The following is a 21,682-nucleotide window of genomic DNA, read 5'->3' as shown; positions in this document are numbered from 1 at the left end:
GAATGATGAATGACGAATGTCGAATGACGAATGTCGAATGACGAATGACGAATGATGAATGATGAATTGTTGATTGACGCCTGCGTGAGCGATGGCAGTGGAAATCCTTTTTGCCATGAAAATTTCTCTTTTGTAAAATGCAAAACCAGCAAAAAGATTGCAACGAACAGCGCGACAGCGGCATTGACGGAACGATCCCAATTAACAATAAGTCCCATGCCGGTGGCACGCCCCAATAAATAATAACAATAGAAAATAAATAATGAACAAATACAGAATTGGCCAAATTGTACCCTCGTCCAACGTCACGATGGAAACCGAAATCCCCGCGATTTTCAAGTCGCGCGAAACCATTTTGCCCGAACGGTTTACGTTCCATTCGAGCCGCATGCGCATGAAAAAAGTGACCAAGGAAGAGCTCGAGGCGATGGATGCGATGAGCTTAAAATGCGCGATTGAACTCTCGGACGCGCACGTCGACGTCATGGGTTATGCATGTTTGGTGGCAATCATGAGCATGGGGCGCGGCTACCATTGCGTTTCTGAGGTGAATTTGCACCAGGAAACGGTGGCCAACGGCTTCCCTACGCCGATTGTGACAAGTGCAGGCGCCTTGATCAACGGATTGAAAGTTTTGGGCGCCAAAAAAGTGTCGATCATTACGCCGTACATGCGACCGCTGACAGACATGGTCGTCGATTACATCGAGCACCAAGGGTTTGAAGTGATCGATTCGATCGCGCTCGAAATTCCAGACAACCTGGAAGTGGCGGCGCAGGATCCGATGAATTTGCTCGAGATCGTCAAGCGTTTGAACATCGAGGGTGCCGATGTGGTTGTGGCATCGGCGTGCGTACAGATGCCTAGTTTGGAAGCAATCGACTTGATGGAGAAACAAATCGGCAAACCGGTGACTTCGGCGGCGGTTTGTACGACGTATGAGATGATGAAAAAGTTGGGTATTGAAGCCAGGTCGGCCATTGGCGGGACTTTGCTGAATGGCAATTACTAAATTTTAATAGACTAATAGTTAACGTATCGCCCTGTCAAACTGACGGGGCTTTTTTGTTGGATCGTTTAGAGATCCAAGCCACTCTTTGCTCACGACTTTTGGGGCCAACTCTACTACCATTTGATTTCAAATTGTGTAACATTTCTGCCGAACTTCATAACCGAAGGATGTTGGTGTTCACTAATTTTAGAGTTGTAAAATCTAACTTCTCTCATCATGAACTCATTTTTTAAAGCGCTGATCGCAGGCTATGGAGCCAAAAAACTAGGCGGCGGATGCCTTGGGACGATTGTAGTGTTCATCATCATTTACTATTTATTGGGACTGTTTTAATGCTGAAACCATGGAACCGCACGACAAAAGAAAAATCGACGATCCCGGATTGAACCAGGACGCGACCTACGACAAGAAATTCGAGGAGGATTTTGACAATTCCGATGATTTCCACAAAAACGACGATACGGCATTGGACGACCGTCACATAAAAACGCCTCCACAAAACAACAACGAGGGTAAATTCGACGGCAACATTGCCATTTAAAAATGTAAATCGTATAACATTAGCGGTTTTAAATATAAACCTTTGCCGGATTGTTTGTTGAAATTTGGAAACAAGCAACCACTAAAACGATTTCGCTATGAAACAACTCGACGCAAACGAAGATTTTTTTGATGGAGACAACGACTTGAACAACATCATCAGGATCAACAATTCAGAACTGGAAAGTGAGGAAACAGAGGACTACGATCTCGATTACGATCCGAACGAAATGTATTATGCCTTGAACGGGATGTAATGCCCGAACGGCCTAAAAGAAAAGCCTTCCAACTACGGAAGGCTTTTTTTTATCGCTTGAGCGCAAAGTGCGCCTTGAATTCGCGTTTGACCTGAAGTTCTTTAAACTCGATCGTGAACCAATAGTCGGTCGACGGCATCGCATTGCCGTTGTAGGTGCCGTCCCACCCGGCGCCCATCGTACTGATTTGTTTGATCAACTTGCCATAACGGTCAAAAATCGAAATTTTTGCCTGTTGGTCTTCGAGGCCAGTGATGTTCCAGGTATCGTGGAATCCGTCACCGTTGGGCGTAAAGTACTTCGGATAATTTACGACAATCACTTCGTCCTCGGTCAATGGTGCGCTACAACCGTTCGGATCGACAACCGTGATCGTATGCGAACCCGCCATCACATTTTGAAATACCGGACTTGCCTGCAATGGTCCATAATCGAGCTGGTACAAATAGTCGCCAGGCCCCGAAGCGATCACCGTAATGACTTGGTTGTCGTCGAACGCCGGCGAAACTGTATAAGTTAGTGACTGCAACGTCGCTTGGTTGACCGTAACCGATATGGTGGTCATGACCGCACATTGTCCTGCATCGGGGTAAAATTCATAGCTGCCGCTGGTGGTGTTGTCGATGATGGCGGGCAACCATGTTCCGGTCACGCCGTTGGGCGAAACTGTAGAAAGCACGGGCGCCACTTCGCCGTTACAAAATGCCAGGTCTGTAAAGTTAGGAAAGGTTGGCTGGTTCACCACCACATTCAACGGCTGTGTGGTCGCACATTGCCCTGCATCGGGCGTAAACAGATAGGTGCCGTTTTGTGTGTTGTCGACGGTGGCCGGATTCCATGTCCCGGTCACACCATTCGGCGAAGTCGGATTGAGCACCGGCGCAGTTTCTCCCACGCAAAATGGCGCGATTGAAGGGAAATTGGGAACGGTCGGTTGGATCACCGTAATCGTAATCGGCGGTTGCGCCACGGCACATTGGTTGGCGTTGGGCGTAAAGGTATACGTTTGGGTTACGGTGTTGCTTACCGTAGCAGGCGACCAAGTCCCGTCGATCCCGTTTGGCGAAGTCGTCGGCAAGGTAGGCGCTGTGGTTCCTGCGCAAAACGGTGGTACCAATGCAAAATTGGTCATCACCGGCTGCACCACAGTGATGTTCGTCGTAAACGGCCCGGCCGTAACACATTGTCCCGGCGTGGGTGTAAACGTATAGGTTTGTGTGCCTACGGTACCCGTACTCACGGCAGGCGACCAAGTTCCCGTAATGGGCGGTACATTGTTCGACGATGTAGGCAAAACCGGTGCCGCACTGCCTTGACAAACCGGCGCGATCGGCGCAAACGTTGGTGTCACGCGCGGCGTAATGGTTACTTGCAGGGTTTGCGGATCGGCGCATTGTGAAGCATTTGGCGTAAATACGTAGTTGACGGTTCCCGCTACCGTGGTGTTGATGGACGATGGCGCCCAGGTTCCCGCAACGCCAGTGGGCGATGTATTGACGAGCAAAGGCGCTGTACCGTTTTGACAGATATCGGCGATGGGCGCAAAGTTCGGTTGCAATCGCGGCAATACCGTCACGTTGATCGTTTGGGGTTGCGCACATTGGTTGGGTCCCGGCGTAAACGTGTAAGGTGTAGTACCCACGGCCGTGTTGTTGATTGTAGCCGGGCTCCAAGTTCCCGTAATTCCATTGGGCGATGTATTGGCCAACAGCGGCGCGGCGTTACCCGAACAAAGGCTAATTGTACTCGGGAAATTAGGCGTTACATTGGCGATGACACTCAACGTAACTTGAACCGATCCGCTCGTGGTCGAGATACATTGGCCGGGCGTCGGTGTAAAGGTGTATGTTACATTGTTGCTCAACACAGCAGTATTGAGCGCTGGGCTCCATGTTCCTGTTACCGGTGGCGTGTTCGTCGAAGACGTGGGTAAAGAAAAGGTAGCGCCTTGGCAAATTGGCGCTGTCGGAATCGAAAAAGTAGGTGTTACGTTTGCATTAATCGTAATGGCTTGTGTAAATGGCGTCGCACACGGGAACAATACCGCGTTGGGCGTAAAAACATAGTTCACCGTGCCAACGGTAGCTGTGCTGATCGCGGCCGGCGACCACGTTCCTGTGATACCATTGCTGGATGTTGTCGGTAACGCAGGGGCTGCAGCATCCTTACAAAAACTGGTTTGTGCGATACTGAAAGTGGTCGTAGTCATCGTAGCACAATCGGTATGGCACGACGTAACTGTTTGCGATGGCGCACACGGTACGCCCAAGACGCTTAAAATGGTAAACGTCACATTGGTTCCGGGAGCCAACGGAGGATCGACTGCCGGGTCTGAATCGACGGCACCGTTATCGCCGAAAGTAATGTTCGACGGCGAGTGTTTAAACCCATACTGTACGGGGCCACCGCCTATCGAATACGAATAATAATAGCCCAAATACCCGGTAACGTTGCTCCAGTCGAACGTCACCGAGGTGGGTGTAGACGACAAACAAAACGGGTTGGTCTGTCCTTGTGGCGAAGCCGGTGCCGAAACGTTTACCACTATCGCAGCGCGAGGGCTTTCGCACGTTCCGTTGGTTTGCGCGACATAGTAGGTCGTGGATCCCGTCGCGGCCGTAGATGGTGTAGGTGCCGTAGGCGATGCCGTCCCTCCCGTCGCATTGGTGCCATACCAGTTGAGCGTATGTCCTGCAAGCGCCGTAGCGACCAACGGCGCTGCCGTGCTGCCCTGACAATAAAAGACCGGCGTGGTTACTACGGGCGCGACAGGCGTCGTACTCGCAGCAATGACGACTTGATTGGGCAATGAGGTACAGCCGGAGTTTGAATCTTGGTACGTCACATTGTACGTCCCGTTGGCGACATCCGTAAACGAAGGGCTCGTCTGGTAATTGACGCCGTTGATGCTATAAGTATAATTGGCCCCGAGTGGCGACGTGATGTTGATATCGGGAATATTTGTGCAACTCTGGAGTGTGTTCAACAAAGGCGCAGGACACGCCGGTGGTCCCGCCACGTTGACGGTCACCGGATTCGAATTGACGCTACAGTTGATGTTCCCTCCGCTGGCCGCCGGCGAAACCACGAGTCGGTACAAATAGGTCCCCGTTCCAGTAGGTGGACGGAAATAGACGTTGTTCGTGGCCGCGGCAATGTCGGTCCAGGTCGTTCCGCTATCGGTACTCACCTGCCATTGATAAAGGTTGCTCGTGTAGCATGGCCCTACCGTAGCGCCTATTTCGAGGTTGCCCATATCTGTCGTCGTGATGTTGGCCACGCCGCCGGGGAATCCGACAATGTCTAGTCCAATGGCCGGTCCAATGGGTCTGAAGATAATGTCGTCCAAGGCCAAGTCGTTGCCGATGCCACCCGGTGCGTTGTTGCGCAACCTGAACCGTACGCCGGTGTTGGTACCAATGTTGGTCACCATCGAATAAGTGTTCCAGGTAGGTGTCGCCGACAACGGAATTGGTCCGGTCGTGTAACTCGAAATCTGCGAACCCGCCAAAGTCTCGACAATGACCGTAATGTTCGGAAGGATACCAAATTTGTGGATGTTCAGGATCGAAAACGAAATTTCATAAGTGGTATCGGGACACAATCCGTTGATGTTCCGGACATAGAATTCGCTGGGTGCGATGGCCGCGTTGACCATCATAAAATAACCGTTGGGGTTGCCCGTATGGTCGCTTGTCACGGCATGCCAGTCACCACCCCAGCAGGCGGGCGTACTGCTCATGATGTTGTAGCCGCCGTCGGTTGGGCAAGTCAAGGGCTGGTATCCCAAAAGAGTGGTTGTTCCAGCCGGAAGCGCTGGCCCGAAGCCTGTTCCTGAGCCAAAGTCAACGTGCACAAGCGGATCGCCTACGCTGCCGTTACAAACCTGGCCTAAAGCGGAAACTGCAAAAAATAAGGCATACAACAAAGCAGCCGATTGGTATCTTACGAAATGGGGTTTCATACTGGTTACTTAAGAAAAACTTAACAAATATAGCAGTATTTATTTACCCTGTGCAACTGATAGCTAATTTGTGACAAAAATCAATACGCCATCAACTGTTTCAACGCCGTCTCAAAGCGGCTTTTGGCGAGGTATTGGTCTTCAAGCGCCTTTGTGAAAGGGATCGGGCTGTCGAGACTGGCCACACGTTTGACCGGCCCGTCGAGGTGTTCAAAGCAATCTTCCATGATCATGGCAGAGATGTCGCTTGCGATACCGCCAAACATCGAATCTTCCTGCAAGATGATGCATTTGTTGGTCTTTTTGACCGATGCATACACGGTGTCCTTGTCGAAAGGCTGTAAGGTTTTGAGGTCGATCAGATCGGCGGAAATTTCAGGGTTGAGCTTAAGGGTTTCGAGCGCCCAATGCACGGCTGCGCCAAAAGCCACGATGGTAATGTCTTTGCCTTCTTTGAGAAGCGCTGCCTTACCGAGCGGCAAGGTATAATAGTCTTTCGGGACGTCCTGGTAGATGCTGCGGTAGAGCAATTTGTGCTCAAAAAACATCACCGGGTTCGGGTCGTTGATCGACGCATTGAGCAGTCCTTTGGCGTCGTACGGGAAAGCCGGATACACTACTTTCAAACCGGGCGTCTTGGTAAACCAGGCCTCGTTGGTTTGCGAATGGAACGGCCCGGCTTGGGTGCCGCCGCCGCAAGGCATACGCACCACCACATCGGCATTTTCCTGCCATCTGTAATGGACTTTGGCCAGGTAATTAACAATAGGATTGAAACCTGTCGACACAAAATCGGCGAATTGCATTTCTACGATCGCCTTGTAACCGTTGATCGACAAGCCCATGCCTGCCGATACCACCGCCGATTCGCAAATCGGGGTGTTTATCACACGCGCCTTGCCGAACTCGGCCACAAAACCATCGGTGATTTTAAACGCACCACCGTACTCGGCGATGTCCTGCCCCATGATGACCAGGTTGTCGTGGCGTTGCATCGACTGTTTAAGGCCTTGCGAAACGGCATCGACAAAACGGATGTTCTCGGTGTCGCCCGCAGGCGCTATATCTTCAAAATCGTATGGTTTGTATACGTCGTTGAGTTCTTCGTCATAACTGGCGACGATTTCGGCTTCGGCATTGGCGATTACGAGGTTGTCGTCGATTTCTTTCTTGATCTCGTTGCGCCATTGCTCGTCGTCGGCCAGCGTCAATACGTTTTGCTTGATCAGGTAACGTCGGAAATTGTCTACCGGATCCTTCTCGGCCCACAAATCCATGAGTTCTTGCGGGACATACTTGGTACCGCTCGCCTCTTCGTGTCCGCGCATGCGGAACGTCTTGAATTCTACCAACACAGGGCGCGGGTTTTTGCGCATCGACTCGATGATGTCGGCCAGTTCGGTGTACACCTCTAATATATTATTGCCGTCGATGATGTGCGCTTCCATGCCATAACCGATGCCTTTGTCGGCCAGGTTCTCGCAGCGGTACTGCTCGTTGGTAGGCGTCGACAATCCGTAGCCGTTGTTCTCGATCACGAACAGCACGGGCAAATCCCACACCGACGCGATGTTGAGCGCTTCGTGGAAATCGCCCTCACTCGTGGCGCCTTCGCCTGTAAAAACCGCGGTGACTTTGCCGTTGTCTTTGAGTTTGTTGGCCAATGCGATGCCGTCGGCTACGCCCAATTGCGGCCCGAGGTGCGAAATCATCCCGATGATCTTGTATTCTTGCGTCCCGAAGTGAAACGAACGGTCGCGTCCTTTGGTAAAGCCGCTCGCCTTGCCTTGCCATTGCGAAAACAACCGGTAAAGCGGAATGTCGCGGCCCGTAAAAACACCAAGGTTGCGGTGCATCGGCAAAATGTACTCGTCTTTCTCAAGCACCGCCGTCACGCCCACCGAGATGGCCTCCTGCCCTATGCCCGAAAACCATTTGGACACTTTGCCCTGACGGATCAGGATGAGCATTTTCTCTTCTATGAGTCTTGGCTTGAGCAGCCTTTTGTACAATTCCAGGAGTTTGTCGTCGGTGAGATTTTTTCTTTCGAAATTCATCGGAGCGGGTGTTAAAAAACTTCCCAAAAGTATAAAAAATTTACTTGCGGCGCGTTATCCTTGCATTTTTTTGATTTGTTGATAAGTTTTAAAATTCATTTTTCAAAATATTCTATACATTTGTGGTGACAAGGCTTTGCGCCTGTCGAAGTTATCAACAAAAAATTTTTAGTATGCAAAACATTCCTAGTGTTGACTTGCGTGATTTCCTGTCGGACGACCCGGCACGTAAACAAAAATTTGTAAATGAAATCGGAAAGGCATACGAAGACATCGGCTTCGTGGCATTAAAAGGGCATTTTTTGGACGACAAGTTGGTGGACGAACTCTATGGTGAGGTCCGCAACTTTTTCAATCTTCCGTTGGATGCCAAAAAGAAATATGAAATTCCGGGCATTGGTGGCCAACGCGGCTATGTATCGTTCGGAAAGGAACACGCCAAAGGCCGTTCGGCGGGCGATTTGAAGGAGTTCTGGCATTTTGGCCAATACGTGGACGCCGATTCGAAATACGCTTCGGAATACCCGGCCAATGTGACGGTAGACGAATTGCCGAAGTTCAACCAAGTGGGCAAACAAGCCTACCAAATGCTTGAAAAGACAGGTGTTTACGTTTTACGTGCACTGGCGTTGTATTTAGGACTCGACGAGTTTTATTTTGACGACTACATCAAGAACGGCAACAGCATCTTGCGGCCGATCCACTACCCGCCCATCACCGACGAACCGGCAGACGGTGCCGTACGTGCGGCGGCGCACGGTGACATCAACCTCATTACTTTGTTGATGGGTGCACAAGGCCGTGGTCTTCAGGTGCAAAACCACGATGGCCAATGGATCGATGCGATCGCCGAGCCAGACGAACTCGTGATCAACGTGGGCGATATGTTGTCGCGCCATACCAACAACCGACTCAAATCGACGATCCACCAGGTGGTTAACCCACCGCGTGAATTATGGGGTACGTCGCGTTATTCGATTCCGTTTTTCATGCACCCGATCAGCGAAATGAAGCTCGACGTGCTCGAAAAAACCATCGACGCCAACCATCCTAAACAATACGAGGACATCACCGCGGGCGAGTTTTTGCACGAACGACTCGTAGATTTGGGACTCATTAAGAAATAGTCGAAAGTCATAAAATCAAAAGGTCTTAAAGGCATCGGAAAACCGGTGTCTTTTTCTTTTGATGTCGGATTATTTTTGGATATTTGCCTTTCGACTTTCGTCTTTAAGACTTTACGACTAAAAAAAATGGACCTCCAAGACCAACTCAAAAAACTATTCCCTACCCACGAACCTTCGGCAGAAGAGGCCGTCGTTCCTCAACCGCACCAATTGTTGTTGCAAAAAGAACCGATGATTTGCAAGTTCGAAAAGCGCAACGGCAAGCCCGTGACCATCATCGAAGGCTACCTGGGCTCGGACGAAGACTTTAAGGTGTTGTCCAAGGAAATCAAGACCAAGTTTGGCGTGGGCGGCTCGTTCCGCGGCGGCGAAATGCTGATCCAGGGCGACTACCGCGACAAGATCATGAAATTGTTGCAGGACAAGGGTTTTAAAACGAAACGGGTTGGTGGATAATTGTAAAATTCCAAATTCCAAATTCCAAATTCCAAATTCCAAATTCCAAATCACCAGATTACCAAATTACCAAATTACCAAATCAACAATCAACATGCCCATACAATCCTCAGAACTCATACTCAATCCCGACGGCAGCGTTTACCATTTGAACCTGCGTCCGGAGCACATCGCGCACGACATTATTTTTGTGGGCGACCAAAACCGCGTCGAAAAGATCACGCAATTTTTCGATTCGATTGAATTTTCTACGCAAAAACGCGAATTCAAGACACAAACCGGCTGGTACAAAGGCAAGCGCATTACGGTGATGTCTACCGGCATCGGGCCCGATAACATCGATATTGTGCTCAATGAACTCGACGCGCTGGTGAACATCGACCTCGAAAGCCGTACGCCCAAGGAAGAACTTACGGCGCTCAACATCATCCGCATCGGTACTTCGGGATCGCTACAGGAAGACATTCCTGTAGACAGCTTTGTGATGTCTAAGTTTGGGCTCGGGCTCGACAACATGTTGCGTTCGTACCAGATCGACGACGTAGCCGATTCGAATATCGGCGACGCGTTCACCAAACACACCAACTGGGACCCACGCAAGGGCAAGCCTTATGTGATTGCTTGTTCTGAAAAGCTCGAAACGATGATCGAAAGCGAGCGGATGCACAAAGGAATCACCGCCACCGCTGGAGGGTTCTACGGGCCGCAAGGACGCGTACTGCGCCTGCCGATCCAGGATGCGGAACTCAACGACAAAATGGACAATTTTGATTTCGACGGACACCGTATCACCAACCTCGAGATGGAGACGGCTGCGATCTATGGACTTTCGGCGCTTTTGGGACACAATGCGTTGTCGCTCAATGCCATCATTGCGAACCGCGCATCGGGCACGTTCAGCAGCGACCCGTACAAGGCCGTAGACGAATTGATTGCGTATACATTGGACAAGATCGCGAATAGCTGATTGTTCGGGCGTTGTCACGACCCATTGAAAGATTTATTTTTCGGACGGCCGCGATGTACAGTTTTTCTGTAAGGAAGTTATTCTTAAAAAGTGTATTTTTACCCTAGGGAAGGGGGCTATGAAGGTATCCCCTACGGATAATCTAAATACGATGTTTACAGAAAAACTGTATATTTTGTTAAAGTTTGTTTACCCAAAACATTACCCATCTGATTTTGTAGTTTCTTAGACTGAGATGAAGGACACCGTAAACAAAATAGAAACGTTATTGGCCCAAGCGCACGGCCACTTTACCTCACACGACGAAACGCATTTGCAAACCCCAATCGCCGCGGGCAAGTGGTCGCGCAAGCAAATCCTCGGGCATTTGATCGATTCGGCGCTCAACAACTGGCAACGTTTTACCGAAATCGGCAACAAGCCGCAACCGTACATTTACAGGGAATACCATCAAAGTGAACTCGTCAAGATCAATGACTATCAAAACAAGGATACGACCGAATTACTGCGGCTTTGGGTCTTGATGAACCGACAAATCATCCGGGTGATCGAAAATCAAACCGAAGAAACATTGAATTTGAAAGTGCAATTTACCGACGGAACAATGCAGGATTTGCGGTTTATAATGACGGATTATCCCGAACATATGGCGCATCATGTCAAACAGATCGTCTCTGCGTGAGTGATCGCAGCGGTTATCCTTTTGTGAGCTTGCGAACAAAAGATAAAAGCGAAGAGCACGACGGCAGCCGAAAATTTCAAATCCATTGCGACGAATTCAATCTGCCGGCACGCCCAAAAAACTCTAAAAAATCTTTGCGGGAACTTTGCGTTCTTTGCGGTAAAAGTAAACAATGAAAAATATCAAAATCGCCGGCGTACCCGAACACTTTAACCTCCCGTGGCATTTGTGCATCGAGAACGGCGAATTCGATGTAGAGGGCATCGACCTGGCGTGGACCGACGTTCCCGAGGGCACGGGCAAGCTTTGCCAGATGCTGCGCGACGGATCGACCGACATCGCAGTGATTTTGACCGAGGGCATCGTCAAGGATATTTTGGCGGGCAACCCATCGAAAATTGTGCAGGTGTATGTAGAATCGCCGCTGATTTGGGGCATTCACGTTGCGGCCAAGTCTGGTTTTGAAAAGTTATCGGATTTGGAACGCAAAAAGGCCGCGATCAGTCGCGCAGGTTCGGGTTCTCAACTCATGGCGTATGTCAATGCGGGCAATCTGGGTTGGGATCTGAGCAAATTGCAGTTCGAGATTGTCCATACGATCGACGGCGCGGTCGAGGCCTTGACCAACGGCACGGCCGACTACTTCATGTGGGAGCGTTTCATGACGCAGCCGCTGGTGGATAAAGGCGTTTTCAGACGCATCGGGCAATGTCCTACACCATGGCCGTGTTTTGTGATTGCGGTGCGCGACGAAATACTTGAGAAGCATCCGGGAACAGTTAGGCGCATCCTCGAGATCATCAACCAAACCACACGCGAATTCAAGGAAATCCCGAGCATCGACCGTACGCTGGCCACGCGTTACGGGCAACAAATCGACGACATCAGACAGTGGCTTTCGCTGACCAAATGGTCGCAAAAAACACCTTCGGAGCAAATGTTAAACAAAGTTCAAAATCAATTATTTGCCCTTTCGGTTATCGATAAAAAGGGTATTTTTGCTGAACTTGCAAAGGCCCTCTAGCCCTTGCCGCTTGCTATGAACAAACCCGGGGGTATCACTTTCCAGCAAATCAAGAACAAATTGCAGATCCCGCGCCCTTGGGACATGGTGATCATCTTTTTGCTCAACATCCTGATTGCGATCCCGGTTTTCATCATCATCCACCAAAACATCATCGATCCGCAATGGCCGTTCCAAATAGATCGCGTCCTGTTGTTTGTGCTGATCGTGGTGGTGATTCAATTGGTGCTCAGGCTCATGCGGCGCATCATCATCATTTGCATCGCGTTGTACATGGTGGCGCTCATTTTTGGGTCGCTTTCAGGCAACTATGGTTTCTACAGCGTGTTCGAGGACTATCGGTTCATGATTTATACGATGTCCGACAGCCCGAATCCGCAGGATTTGATCCTTTCGCGTTTGCTGCCCTTCCCGAACAAATCGCGTATTTTTAACGCGGTCGAGTACGAAAACCCCAAGATCCGCAATTTTGCGCTCATGGCCACGACCAAGGATTTCAAGGACGTACGCGGCTATCCGAAATACCGCACGTTGATCCAGTGTTTTGCCGTATTCAAGGAAATCAACAGCCGATGGAACTATGTCAGCGATCCCAAAGGCCGCGAGTACATTGCCGATGCCTCCGAATCGCTACTGTATTTTTCGGGCGATTGCGACGACCATTCGATCCTGATGGCGTCTTGCGTCAAGGCCATTGGCGGTACGCCGCGCTTGATCCACACGGGCGGGCACATTTATCCCGAAATCCTGATCGGCAACAAAGCCGACCTCGAAACCATCAACTACCTGATCAAGAAAGTACTGTTTGTCAAGGAAAGTAACGGCAAACAATTGCATTACCACATCGATGAACGCGGACAGGTTTGGCTCAACCTTGACTATACGGCTACTTATCCCGGCGGCCCCTTCATGTCCGAAGAGATTTTGGGCGCGCTTACCTTGTATTGATTTTTTCGCAACATCAATCTGTTTTTTTAACACCGCTTTTTGCTATCTTAGCCCAAGAAAAAATGGCATCATGAAAAGATTTTTATGGATTGCGTTGCTTTGCGGGCCACTCGTGAGCGCGCAGGAAAACGAATCGGGTTTGTCTTCACGAAAAAACGAGGTACGCACCGATCTTTTGTCGACGGTTGCGTTGGCCAAATACAACCTTTCCTACGAGCGTTTCACAGGCGGGAAATTTTCGTTTGGTGTGACCGGCGCAGTGGTCAGCAGCAAAAAAGTCGAGGACGATTTTGAGGAGGGCAACCGCGACAATTCGCCCCAATTTGAGGTGACACCGTTTGTGCGTTACCGACTCTCCGAAGGCGTTTCGCGGTTTTATTTTGCCGAGGTATTCGCTTCGGCCAATGGTGGCGACTTTAGGGAAATCGTACGCAAGACCGAAAATGGCGTCGGCTATTACGAAGTAGAAAAAAGCGACTATTTTGACGTGGCCATAGGTGCCGGCGCGGGCTATAAAATGTACCTCAAGGAACAATGGGCCATCGAGCTCATGGTGGGGTTTGGCGTAAATACCATCGAAACCGACAAGAGCCCTGATGTGTTTTCACGTGTAGGTGTCAGTGTAGGTTACAGATTTTAAAGAATTAGCTATGAAGACTTTGAAATATTTATTCCTCGGCGGATTGGCCACAGTGTTGATGGCCGCCGATTGCTCCAACAAGGACAGCGAATTTTACAACGATGTATTCATCAGTTCGCCCAACATGGTCGACGTTGAAGACAATGTACTTTATACGGTGGGCGACTATTTGATGGTCAATGCCTACTTCGACCGTACCGTTCCAGAAGCCGGACAGAACAACGATATCGACTTGTACAAAACCAGCGGCGGCGCGCTGTCGTTTACGTTTTCCTATCTGATCGAAAAGGAGATTGCCCAAGACCAATGGACACCCGTAGACATCACAGAAGCCAATGTGTTCGATGGCGAGGGTAATTCCGTGGCGTTTGGCGATTTCTTGCTGGCCCAATCGGTTTTTGATCCTGCACTACAAACGTACCGTTACCGCGGCGGCGTGCGCCTGACCGAAACAGGTTCGTACCGCTTGCGTTTCACCTACAACCAGGAGCCATCGGCAGCCATCGTCCTGACATCGGACAGTTTGCAGGGCAATCTTTTTGTCACGATTTTTTCGAATTGTGAAGATACGGACAGTGCTGGGTACTACTATTTTGACGTCAACTAACTACCAGCCGACGGGCGTTTTCCCGATGCCTTTTAGGTAGTCGTTTGCCTTGCTGAAATGGCGGTTGCCAAACCAATGTCCTTTGTTGGCGCTCAATGGCGATGGATGGCCTGACTCGAGCACCAGGTGTTTGCTTCGGTCGATGCGCGCCCCTTTCTTTTTGGCGAATCCGCCCCAAAGCAAGAACACCACCTGTTGTTTTTGGTCGGATATTGTTTGGATCACCGCATCGGTAAACGTTTCCCAGCCTTTTCCCTGATGGCTTCCCGCCTCGCCTTGCCTGACGGTCAATGTGGCGTTGAGCAACAACACGCCTTGGTCTGCCCAACGCTCGAGGTTGCCGCTTTTGGGTATCGGTTGACCCAAATCGGTTTCGATTTCGCGAAAGATGTTAACCAAGGACGGCGGAAACGGAATCCCGTCGTGTACCGAAAAACACAATCCATTGGCCTGTCGCGGCCCGTGATACGGGTCTTGTCCGATGATTACGACCTTTACCCGATCGAACGGACAATGGTCGAATGCCGAGAAGATTTCGGCTCCAGGCGGAAAACACACCTTGCCGTGGGCCGCATCGTATTCGGACCGTACAAATTCGGTGAGCTGCTTGAAGTACGGCTGTTCAAACTCCGGGGCCAAAACCGATTTCCAGGATTCGTGTAGTTTCATAGAAAAATTTTGTCAAATATAACACTTTGGCGGGCGTATGGGCGGCAATCGATTGCCGTTTTTTCGCTAAATTTGCAGTGCCATTGCAAGAATCAGCATGACCAAGATTACCGACAAAACTTTACAAGACCTCCAATTCCCTACTATCCTGGAATCGGTCGCGGGCGGATGCACCACAGAACTCGGCGCCGAAAAGGCGTTGCAGCTCAAGCCAATTGCCGACAAATCGGCGCTGATGTTGGCTTTGCACCAAACTTCGGAGTACGTTTCGTCTTACCAGAACAACAACGCCATCCCCAACCACGGGTTTGATTCGGTGGCGGGCGAAATCAAGTTCTTGGGCATCGAGGGTAGTTTCCTTGAAGCGACAGGATTCAGGAAGATAGCGGTGCTTTCGGAAACGGCCAACACACTGTTGCAGTTCTTCAAAAAGTTCGACGACTACTATCCGACGCTGAACCAAAGGGCGTCGCAGGTCGAACTCACCAAAGAGATCATCAAGAAAATAGACGCCGTGGTCGACAAATACGGCGATGTCAAAGACGATGCGTCTGTACAACTGGCCGCCATCAGGCACCAGATGAATGCGGTGCGCGTCAAGGTCAACCAGAGCTTTGTCGTGGCCCTTACGCAGTACCATGGGCTCGGGTATTTGGACGACATCCGCGAGAGTTTTGTACAAAACCGCCGAGTTTTGGCCGTTCTGGCCATGTACCGACGCAAGGTCAAGGGAACGATCCTGGGGAGCTCTAAAACGGGCAGCATCGCCTATATCGAACCCGAAGCCACGCTTAAATACTCGCGTGAACTTGCCAACCTCGAATACGAGGAACAGGAAGAAATTACGCGTATCCTCAAACAATTGTCGAATGAAATACGGGTGTTTTTACCGCTCATCGTCGACTATCAGGATTTTCTGGCCGACATAGATGTGGTATCGGCCAAGGCCAAATACGCCAACCGAATCGGGGGCATCCTGCCGCAAATCACCGAACATCGCCGGTTGTATTTCAGGGACGCCTTTCACCCCATCCTGTATTTGACCAACAAACAAAAAAAGGAAGTTACACATCCGCAGACGTTTGAATTGCACCAGGAAAACCGCATCATCGTCATTTCTGGGCCCAACGCAGGCGGCAAAACCATCTCGCTCAAAACGGTCGGTTTGTTGCAACTCATGCTACAGTCGGGTTTGTTGATTCCGGTGCACGAGCGCAGCGAAACGTTTTTGTTTGATAGAATATTGACCGATATCGGCGACAACCAATCGATTGAAAATCATTTGAGTACTTACAGTTACCGACTCAAGAACATGAACTATTTTCTCAAGAAATGCAACCACAAGACGTTGTTCTTGATCGACGAGTTTGGTACGGGGTCGGATCCCGAATTGGGCGGTGCGCTGGCCGAGATTTTTCTGGAGGAATTCTACCATCGCGAAGCGTTTGGCATCATCACGACGCATTACGCCAACCTCAAGATATTGGCCAATGAATTGCCGTATGCGACCAATGCCAACATGATGTTCAACGAACAAACGCTGGAGCCGATGTACAAACTCGCGCTCGGCCAGGCGGGCAGCTCGTTTACGTTCGAGGTAGCGCAAAAAAACGGCATCCCGTTTGGGCTTATCAACCGTGCCAAGAAAAAAATTGAGGTCGGCAAGGTTCGTTTCGACAAGACGATCGCCACTTTGCAAAAGGAACGTTCCAAACTGGAAAAAACATCGCAAACGCTCAAGGAAGAAGAAACCAAGGCACGCCAGGAGAGCAAAAAACTAGAGGACACCAACCAAAAGATCAGGCAAAAACTCGAGAGCTACCAGGAGTTGTACGACAGCAACCAACGCATCATTTACCTCGGTCAAAAGATCGACGACATGGCGGGCAAGTACTTCAACAACAAGAACAAAAAGGAACTCATTGGCGAATTCCTGAAAATGGTCGAGATCGAAAACTCCAAACGCAAAAAAGCCGCAACGCCAAAAGAAGCGAAGGAGCAAAAGGCCCAGATCGAACAGAAAAAAGAAGTGCTCAAGGAAGTGGCCGTTCAAGTCGAGGAAATCCGCAAGGAGAAAAAAGAAAAGAAACGTCTGGCGGCGCTCGTCCCCGAAAAACCAAGGCCTGTGCTCAAAGTCGGCGACCGCGTACGCATGATCGACGGCAAGGCCATTGGCAGCATCGACAGCATCGAAAAGAACAAGGCCGTGGTCAACTATGGGCTGTTCACCTCGAAAGTGAGTGTCGATGAACTCGAATTTGTCGAGGCCAAAAAATAAACTGCAATACCATGGAACATTTGAACCTACCTCCCGGAAAAAAAATCGTCTTGTTTGACGGCGTTTGTAATTTGTGCGACAACATCGTGCAGTATGTCATCAAGCGCGACAAGAAGGACGTTTTTCGGTTTGTGCCGCTTCAATCGGAATTGGGACAGCAAATCACCCAGCACATCGGTATCGACACCAAACAAGTCGACAGCATCATCCTCTATGAACCGGGTGTGGCGTATTTTTACAAATCGTCGGCGGCCATCGAGATCGCGCGCGAGTTTGGCGGCGTGTTCCATTTTGGGACACTTTTCAAGATCATCCCGACGGCTTTGCGCAACCACCTTTACGATTATGTGGCCTGGAACCGCTACAAATGGTACGGCAAAAAAGACGCGTGCATGATCCCGACGCCCGAAGTCAAATCGAAATTCCTATAATACAAAAGGCTGTCCTGAACCGGACAGCCTTTTTGGTTAAAAAGCCCTTTTTCCTATTTTTTCTTCTTAACTTTTTTCTTGAGGTTGTATTTGATACCGAGCTGTACGGTATTCGAGTAATATTTGTCCTGTGCAAAGAACTCGAAATTGAGCATGATGGCGGTAAAATCGAACAACTGGTATTGGATCGTTCCATTGTAGCGCTGGAAATTGCCGCTGTAATCGTCAAAGAAATGAGCGGCTTCGACCTTCGATCTGAAGTCGCCCAAACCATAAGACCAGCCCAATCCACCGCCGCCGTACATACGGTTGTCGATCATCCAGTACGGGATACCGGTCGATTGGTCGCGCGAGCCCACCGAGTATTGTCCTTCGAGGAACGGCACGAATTTCGATTTTTTCTCCTCGCCATTGTCCCATGCCAAACGCAACGTGGCGGCCACTTCCATCGCATCGTCGTACTCAGAAACGGTGTACTGCGTCGGGCTGATGATTTCATATTGCGTGCGTCTTGCTTCGGGATCATGCGGACGTTCTTCGCTCACCGGCGGCTCGACCGTAATCGTGTCGGTCTTGAGCAGGCCATCGGTGTAGTAATTTCCTTCGACCGACAAACTGGCGTTGATCCTTTTGAAGAAAAACATGTCATGGTGCAGGCTCATCCGCGCGTTGTAGATGCCTTGGTTCATACCGGCGGCCGTTTCTACAGGCATGATCTGGAATTCGGCCGACGAGAACATCTTGTTCTTGAATCGGTTGGCGCCCAATCCGGCCTCGTAGTAACCCTTGGCGTGGTCGTCCAGTTCAAAACGCGCACGTCCCCAGTACTGGATTTTGCCTTCTACGTCTGGGTCGATGGCGTTCTGGAACTTGTATTCGATGCCCTTGAGCGAATTGTCCTCGTTGTATTTCGAGTACTGCCGCGCCTCGAGCTTGTAGTACTGGCTGTAGGTCAGACCGATTGAGTGGATGTTGCTCTTCTTGTCGTAAAAATTATACGATACGCGGTTCTTGAAAATCGACGGATCGTCCTGGTTTGTTTCGTAATAACTATCGAGATCGACGTAATTCCCGCGCGCCAAGCGATTCTCCTTGGCGAGCTGCTTGAGTACATTCGGATAGAACAGCTCGTGGTGGTTGGCGATCAAATCTTCCTGCATCTCGGGTTTTTCATAAACGACGTCGATGTTGAGTGTTTTGCGCAGCTCCTCTTTCTCGGGACTTTCGGGCAGCGAATTGGCCAATACCCACGCTTCCTTGAAACGACCTTGCTCGTGGTATACGCTGGCCATCAATGCCTTTGCCTTGTAATCCTCGGGGTGTTCGGCGATGTAGGATGCATATTCTCTTTCGAGCGTTTTCCAATCCTTGAGTTCGATGAGCCAGTTCATTTTGGTCACGAAGTCGACTTCGGTGCTGAATTTAGACCATTCGTAGGCTTTCGCAAAATCGTTGTTGTCGGCAAACAACCACGTGATGCTCGTGGCCATTTCATTGCCGAACTCGTCGGTGGCCTTTTTGTCGCTGAGTTCCTGCAACGCCGCGGGCGGATCGTACTGCAGCAAATGCGCGATGTAATTCTTGTAATTGGTTTGCGAGGTGTCGATCGAAAGCAACTGTTTGAGCGCCTTTCGGATGTTTTCCTGGTTCTCGTCGGTGTAAAAATTGGCCACGTAGCTGTTGAGCAAATCCTTGTCGTTTGGCGTGACGAGCATTTGCGCGCGCATCCATTTTTCCTTGGTGATGTCGTTCGGATAGCCGATCACACGGTCGAGTTCTTTGGAATACATGACGTTTTCCGCCGTCGGATACTTGATCACGTGTTCGTCAAGCATCTTCCAAACTTCTTCGCCGCGGTCTTCCCATGACAGGTATTTGGCATATTTGTTCCACGCCACCGAATCGATCTTTGGCTCGCTGAGCATGCGTTTTTTGAGTGCCGCGAGTTCGGCCTTGAGTTCTTTCTCCGAATTGTCGACCCACATCGCACCGGTGTTGAATTTTTTCACCAGCTCTTTGTATTGCGCAAAATCGGCACGCACGGCAGTAAGTAAGTTTTGGAGCTGTACTTTTTGCTGCGGGCTTTTGTACATCACATCGATCGAAGTCAGCCTTTGCTTGTTCGAATACACCGAATACAGATAGCCGTCCATGAAAATGGTCTTCGAAAACAACACGTTTTGTCCCTTGAGTTGGGCGTCGATCCTACCCGCATTGGCCGGGCTGCCGTACATAAACCAATATTGTTTTTCGTCTTCGGGGTTTTGCTCCACCACGGTGTACAATCCGTTTTGCGCCTTGTGCTTATACCGCGATGCACGCCAACGGATCGTCAGTTTACCGCCTTCACCGCCTTTTACGAACCGCAGTTGCGGAAACGTCGTGGTCATTTCCTTGAGGTATTTTCGGAATTCGGGCAACATTGCTTTGTCCTTGCCTTTGGTGTTGTGCCAGCCGTAGGACAAACGGTTGCGCAGGTCGAAATGTCCGGCGGTGGCGTTGGCTGTCGCCGGGATCTGGAATACGTCATCGGGGTGCACAAAGTGGTTCCAGATGCCGGTCAGCAGGTACTCCGAATGTAAAATGTACTTTTCTTCATTGTTCATGTAAAAACCGCTCGAAATACGCGGATAATCGAACAATTCCTTGTTGAACGGATCGTAATCGAATTCGCGCGCGCCGCCTTCGTGGAGTTCGCCCAGGTAAAGGCTGCACATGTATTTGATCGACGGCATGCCTTGCTGCAATCTGTCCACACCGTGTTTGTCGATGATGTTGGACGGCGGTACATACGTTACCGGCAAAGGCCCGAAATTGCCTGCCTCCCACTTTTTCTGTACAGATTGAAATGCAAGACCGATAAACTCCTGGTTTTTCCATTCCTTGGTGGTCAGCGATACGTGGTTGTAACCGTGAAAAGCGAGTTCGTGCCCGTTTTTGACCACATCGCGCATGATCCAGTCTGAAATCGGTTCGACTTTATTCTTGGTTTTGATCTTGGTCGAGTTCCATTGGTCGAAAACAAACGGCGGCGAAGTCTTGTTTTTGTAGTCAAAAGCAATCATGGCCGCGTACTTAATGTTGAATTCCTTGCCGAGTTTGATCATGTCCGGCCACCAAACCTTGGTCACAAAATCGCTCATGTTCAGGTTCATTTCTGAAGCGATCGGTTCAGCCATGATGTTGTAAAGCGGCGACGGGAAATCGTCGAGGAACACCGTACTGGCGTTTGCTATCGGATACGGAATACCATCGAGCCCTTTGAGCACGCCGGCGAAAATGAAACCGCGATCCTGCTTGGACGCATACACAGACGTATTGTACAAAATGACCCTCCCCTTTCCTATCGGGTTTTCAACCACTGCCGGATATTTAGGGTTGTTATATGCCGTGGCGAGCACCTTTACTTTATCGGAGAAATTCTGTTGCGCAAACCCGTAAAACGGGACCGTTTCGTAGTTTGTGAGGTTTTTGATCGTCGGCAACATAGGGGTTGTGTAACGATAGCCTTTGGATTTGGTATCGGTATCAAATTCGGCCTCGGGCCTGAACCCGTACAAAAACGCCATGCGGTGGTCTTCGCTTGCAAACGGAATAAACAGCGTTCCGCCTTTGGCTACAAAATCCATAAGATTGGAAATGGCCGCATCGCTGAGCTTTTTGGTATCGAGCAAGGCGACAACGCGCGTAGTGGCTGCCGGTGCTGCAAACGATTGGATGTTGACCGAACGAAACGGGATCTTGGTATAGTCGCAAGATTTTTGGATGTTGGCGCCATAGAACTTGCTTTGGTTCATGGTGGGGTCGACAAGGTATTCGACCAGCGGCTGGGCACTCATGGGCACTTCGCCGTAGCGAATGAATTCGCCTTCGGATTTGGCCTCGCTGTCGCTGTCGAACAAATCGGCGGCGCTTTCCTGCAGATCCGACCAATCGTCGAGTCCTTCGCAGCCCGAAAGCCCGAACGCAAACAGCACCAGCAGCGCCATCCATATTGGGTTATGTGTTTGTTTGGTTTCCATT

17 protein-coding genes are annotated in these 21,682 nt (G+C 50.1%); 13 read left to right on the top strand and 4 right to left on the bottom strand.

What is annotated here, in order from left to right; genetic code table 11:
• The first annotated feature begins 262 nt into the window (after positions 1 to 262).
• From BLP55_RS03765 to BLP55_RS16945, 3 genes are all read left to right on the top strand, one after another.
• Positions 263 to 1,012 carry a maleate cis-trans isomerase family protein gene (locus BLP55_RS03765; protein ID WP_317040277.1) on the top strand — a complete coding sequence of 250 codons (750 nt, stop codon included), beginning with the start codon at positions 263 to 265 and terminating at the stop codon, positions 1,010 to 1,012.
• A 343-nt stretch (positions 1,013 to 1,355) separates the two neighbouring features.
• Positions 1,356 to 1,553 (top strand): hypothetical protein, encoded by a 198-nt coding sequence (locus tag BLP55_RS03760; RefSeq protein ID WP_091140987.1) that lies wholly within the window; start codon positions 1,356 to 1,358, stop codon positions 1,551 to 1,553.
• A 97-nt stretch (positions 1,554 to 1,650) separates the two neighbouring features.
• Positions 1,651 to 1,809 carry a hypothetical protein gene (locus tag BLP55_RS16945; RefSeq protein WP_170826781.1) on the top strand — a complete coding sequence of 53 codons (159 nt, stop codon included), beginning with the start codon at positions 1,651 to 1,653 and terminating at the stop codon, positions 1,807 to 1,809.
• Between the two features lie 49 nt (positions 1,810 to 1,858).
• Here the strand turns inward: BLP55_RS16945 and BLP55_RS03755 are convergent, their stop codons facing one another.
• Together BLP55_RS03755 and BLP55_RS03750 are read right to left on the bottom strand one after the other, a co-directional pair.
• On the bottom strand, positions 1,859 to 5,773 hold the full coding sequence (locus BLP55_RS03755) for a T9SS type B sorting domain-containing protein (protein ID WP_091140986.1): 3,915 nt from the start codon (positions 5,771 to 5,773) through the stop codon (positions 1,859 to 1,861).
• 80 nt (positions 5,774 to 5,853) lie between these two features.
• Positions 5,854 to 7,830, bottom strand: a complete 1,977-nt coding sequence (locus tag BLP55_RS03750) for an alpha-ketoacid dehydrogenase subunit alpha/beta (protein ID WP_091140985.1) — start codon at positions 7,828 to 7,830, stop codon at positions 5,854 to 5,856.
• A 173-nt stretch (positions 7,831 to 8,003) separates the two neighbouring features.
• Here BLP55_RS03750 and BLP55_RS03745 point away from each other — a divergent pair, with 173 nt between their 5' ends.
• The 8 genes from BLP55_RS03745 (at position 8,004) to BLP55_RS03710 (ending at position 14,281) form a co-directional block, all read left to right on the top strand.
• Entirely contained in the window at positions 8,004 to 8,957 is a 954-nt protein-coding gene (locus tag BLP55_RS03745; protein ID WP_091140984.1) for an isopenicillin N synthase family dioxygenase, read from the top strand.
• Between the two features lie 126 nt (positions 8,958 to 9,083).
• Complete coding sequence (locus tag BLP55_RS03740) at positions 9,084 to 9,413, top strand: translation initiation factor (RefSeq protein WP_091140983.1); 330 nt, start codon at positions 9,084 to 9,086, stop codon at positions 9,411 to 9,413.
• A 94-nt stretch (positions 9,414 to 9,507) separates the two neighbouring features.
• On the top strand, positions 9,508 to 10,380 hold the full coding sequence (locus BLP55_RS03735) for a nucleoside phosphorylase (protein WP_091141055.1): 873 nt from the start codon (positions 9,508 to 9,510) through the stop codon (positions 10,378 to 10,380).
• 235 nt (positions 10,381 to 10,615) lie between these two features.
• The gene (locus BLP55_RS03730; RefSeq protein WP_091140982.1) at positions 10,616 to 11,062 is read left to right on the top strand and encodes a DinB family protein; all 447 of its coding nucleotides are present in this window, start codon (positions 10,616 to 10,618) and stop codon (positions 11,060 to 11,062) included.
• Positions 11,063 to 11,234: 172 nt separating this feature from the next.
• Entirely contained in the window at positions 11,235 to 12,086 is an 852-nt protein-coding gene (locus BLP55_RS03725) for a substrate-binding domain-containing protein (protein ID WP_091140981.1), read from the top strand.
• A gap of 15 nt (positions 12,087 to 12,101) precedes the next feature.
• The gene (locus tag BLP55_RS03720; RefSeq protein WP_091140980.1) at positions 12,102 to 13,034 is read left to right on the top strand and encodes a transglutaminase; all 933 of its coding nucleotides are present in this window, start codon (positions 12,102 to 12,104) and stop codon (positions 13,032 to 13,034) included.
• 70 nt (positions 13,035 to 13,104) lie between these two features.
• Positions 13,105 to 13,674, top strand: a complete 570-nt coding sequence (locus tag BLP55_RS03715) for a DUF3575 domain-containing protein (protein WP_170826780.1) — start codon at positions 13,105 to 13,107, stop codon at positions 13,672 to 13,674.
• A 10-nt stretch (positions 13,675 to 13,684) separates the two neighbouring features.
• Positions 13,685 to 14,281: a hypothetical protein gene (locus BLP55_RS03710; RefSeq protein WP_091140978.1), complete on the top strand. Its 597-nt coding sequence runs from the start codon at positions 13,685 to 13,687 to the stop codon at positions 14,279 to 14,281.
• Here the strand turns inward: BLP55_RS03710 and ung are convergent, their stop codons facing one another.
• Positions 14,282 to 14,950 carry a uracil-DNA glycosylase gene (ung, locus tag BLP55_RS03705; protein ID WP_091140977.1) on the bottom strand — a complete coding sequence of 223 codons (669 nt, stop codon included), beginning with the start codon at positions 14,948 to 14,950 and terminating at the stop codon, positions 14,282 to 14,284.
• A 97-nt stretch (positions 14,951 to 15,047) separates the two neighbouring features.
• Between ung and BLP55_RS03700 the strand changes: the two genes are divergently transcribed.
• Positions 15,048 to 17,228 (top strand): endonuclease MutS2, encoded by a 2,181-nt coding sequence (locus tag BLP55_RS03700; protein ID WP_091140976.1) that lies wholly within the window; start codon positions 15,048 to 15,050, stop codon positions 17,226 to 17,228.
• An 11-nt stretch (positions 17,229 to 17,239) separates the two neighbouring features.
• Positions 17,240 to 17,659, top strand: coding sequence for a thiol-disulfide oxidoreductase DCC family protein (locus BLP55_RS03695; RefSeq protein ID WP_091140975.1), 420 nt, complete (start codon positions 17,240 to 17,242; stop codon positions 17,657 to 17,659).
• Between the two features lie 53 nt (positions 17,660 to 17,712).
• Here the strand turns inward: BLP55_RS03695 and BLP55_RS03690 are convergent, their stop codons facing one another.
• Positions 17,713 to 21,681: a DUF2194 domain-containing protein gene (locus BLP55_RS03690; RefSeq protein WP_091140974.1), complete on the bottom strand. Its 3,969-nt coding sequence runs from the start codon at positions 21,679 to 21,681 to the stop codon at positions 17,713 to 17,715.
• Position 21,682: the final 1 nt, after the last annotated feature.

The organism is Flavobacterium caeni (assembly GCF_900101895.1).
Classification (GTDB): Bacteria; Bacteroidota; Bacteroidia; order Flavobacteriales; family Flavobacteriaceae; genus Flavobacterium; species Flavobacterium caeni.
The sequence above is the reverse complement of the archived record's forward strand: the minus strand, read 5'-3'. Positions and strand labels throughout refer to the sequence as shown.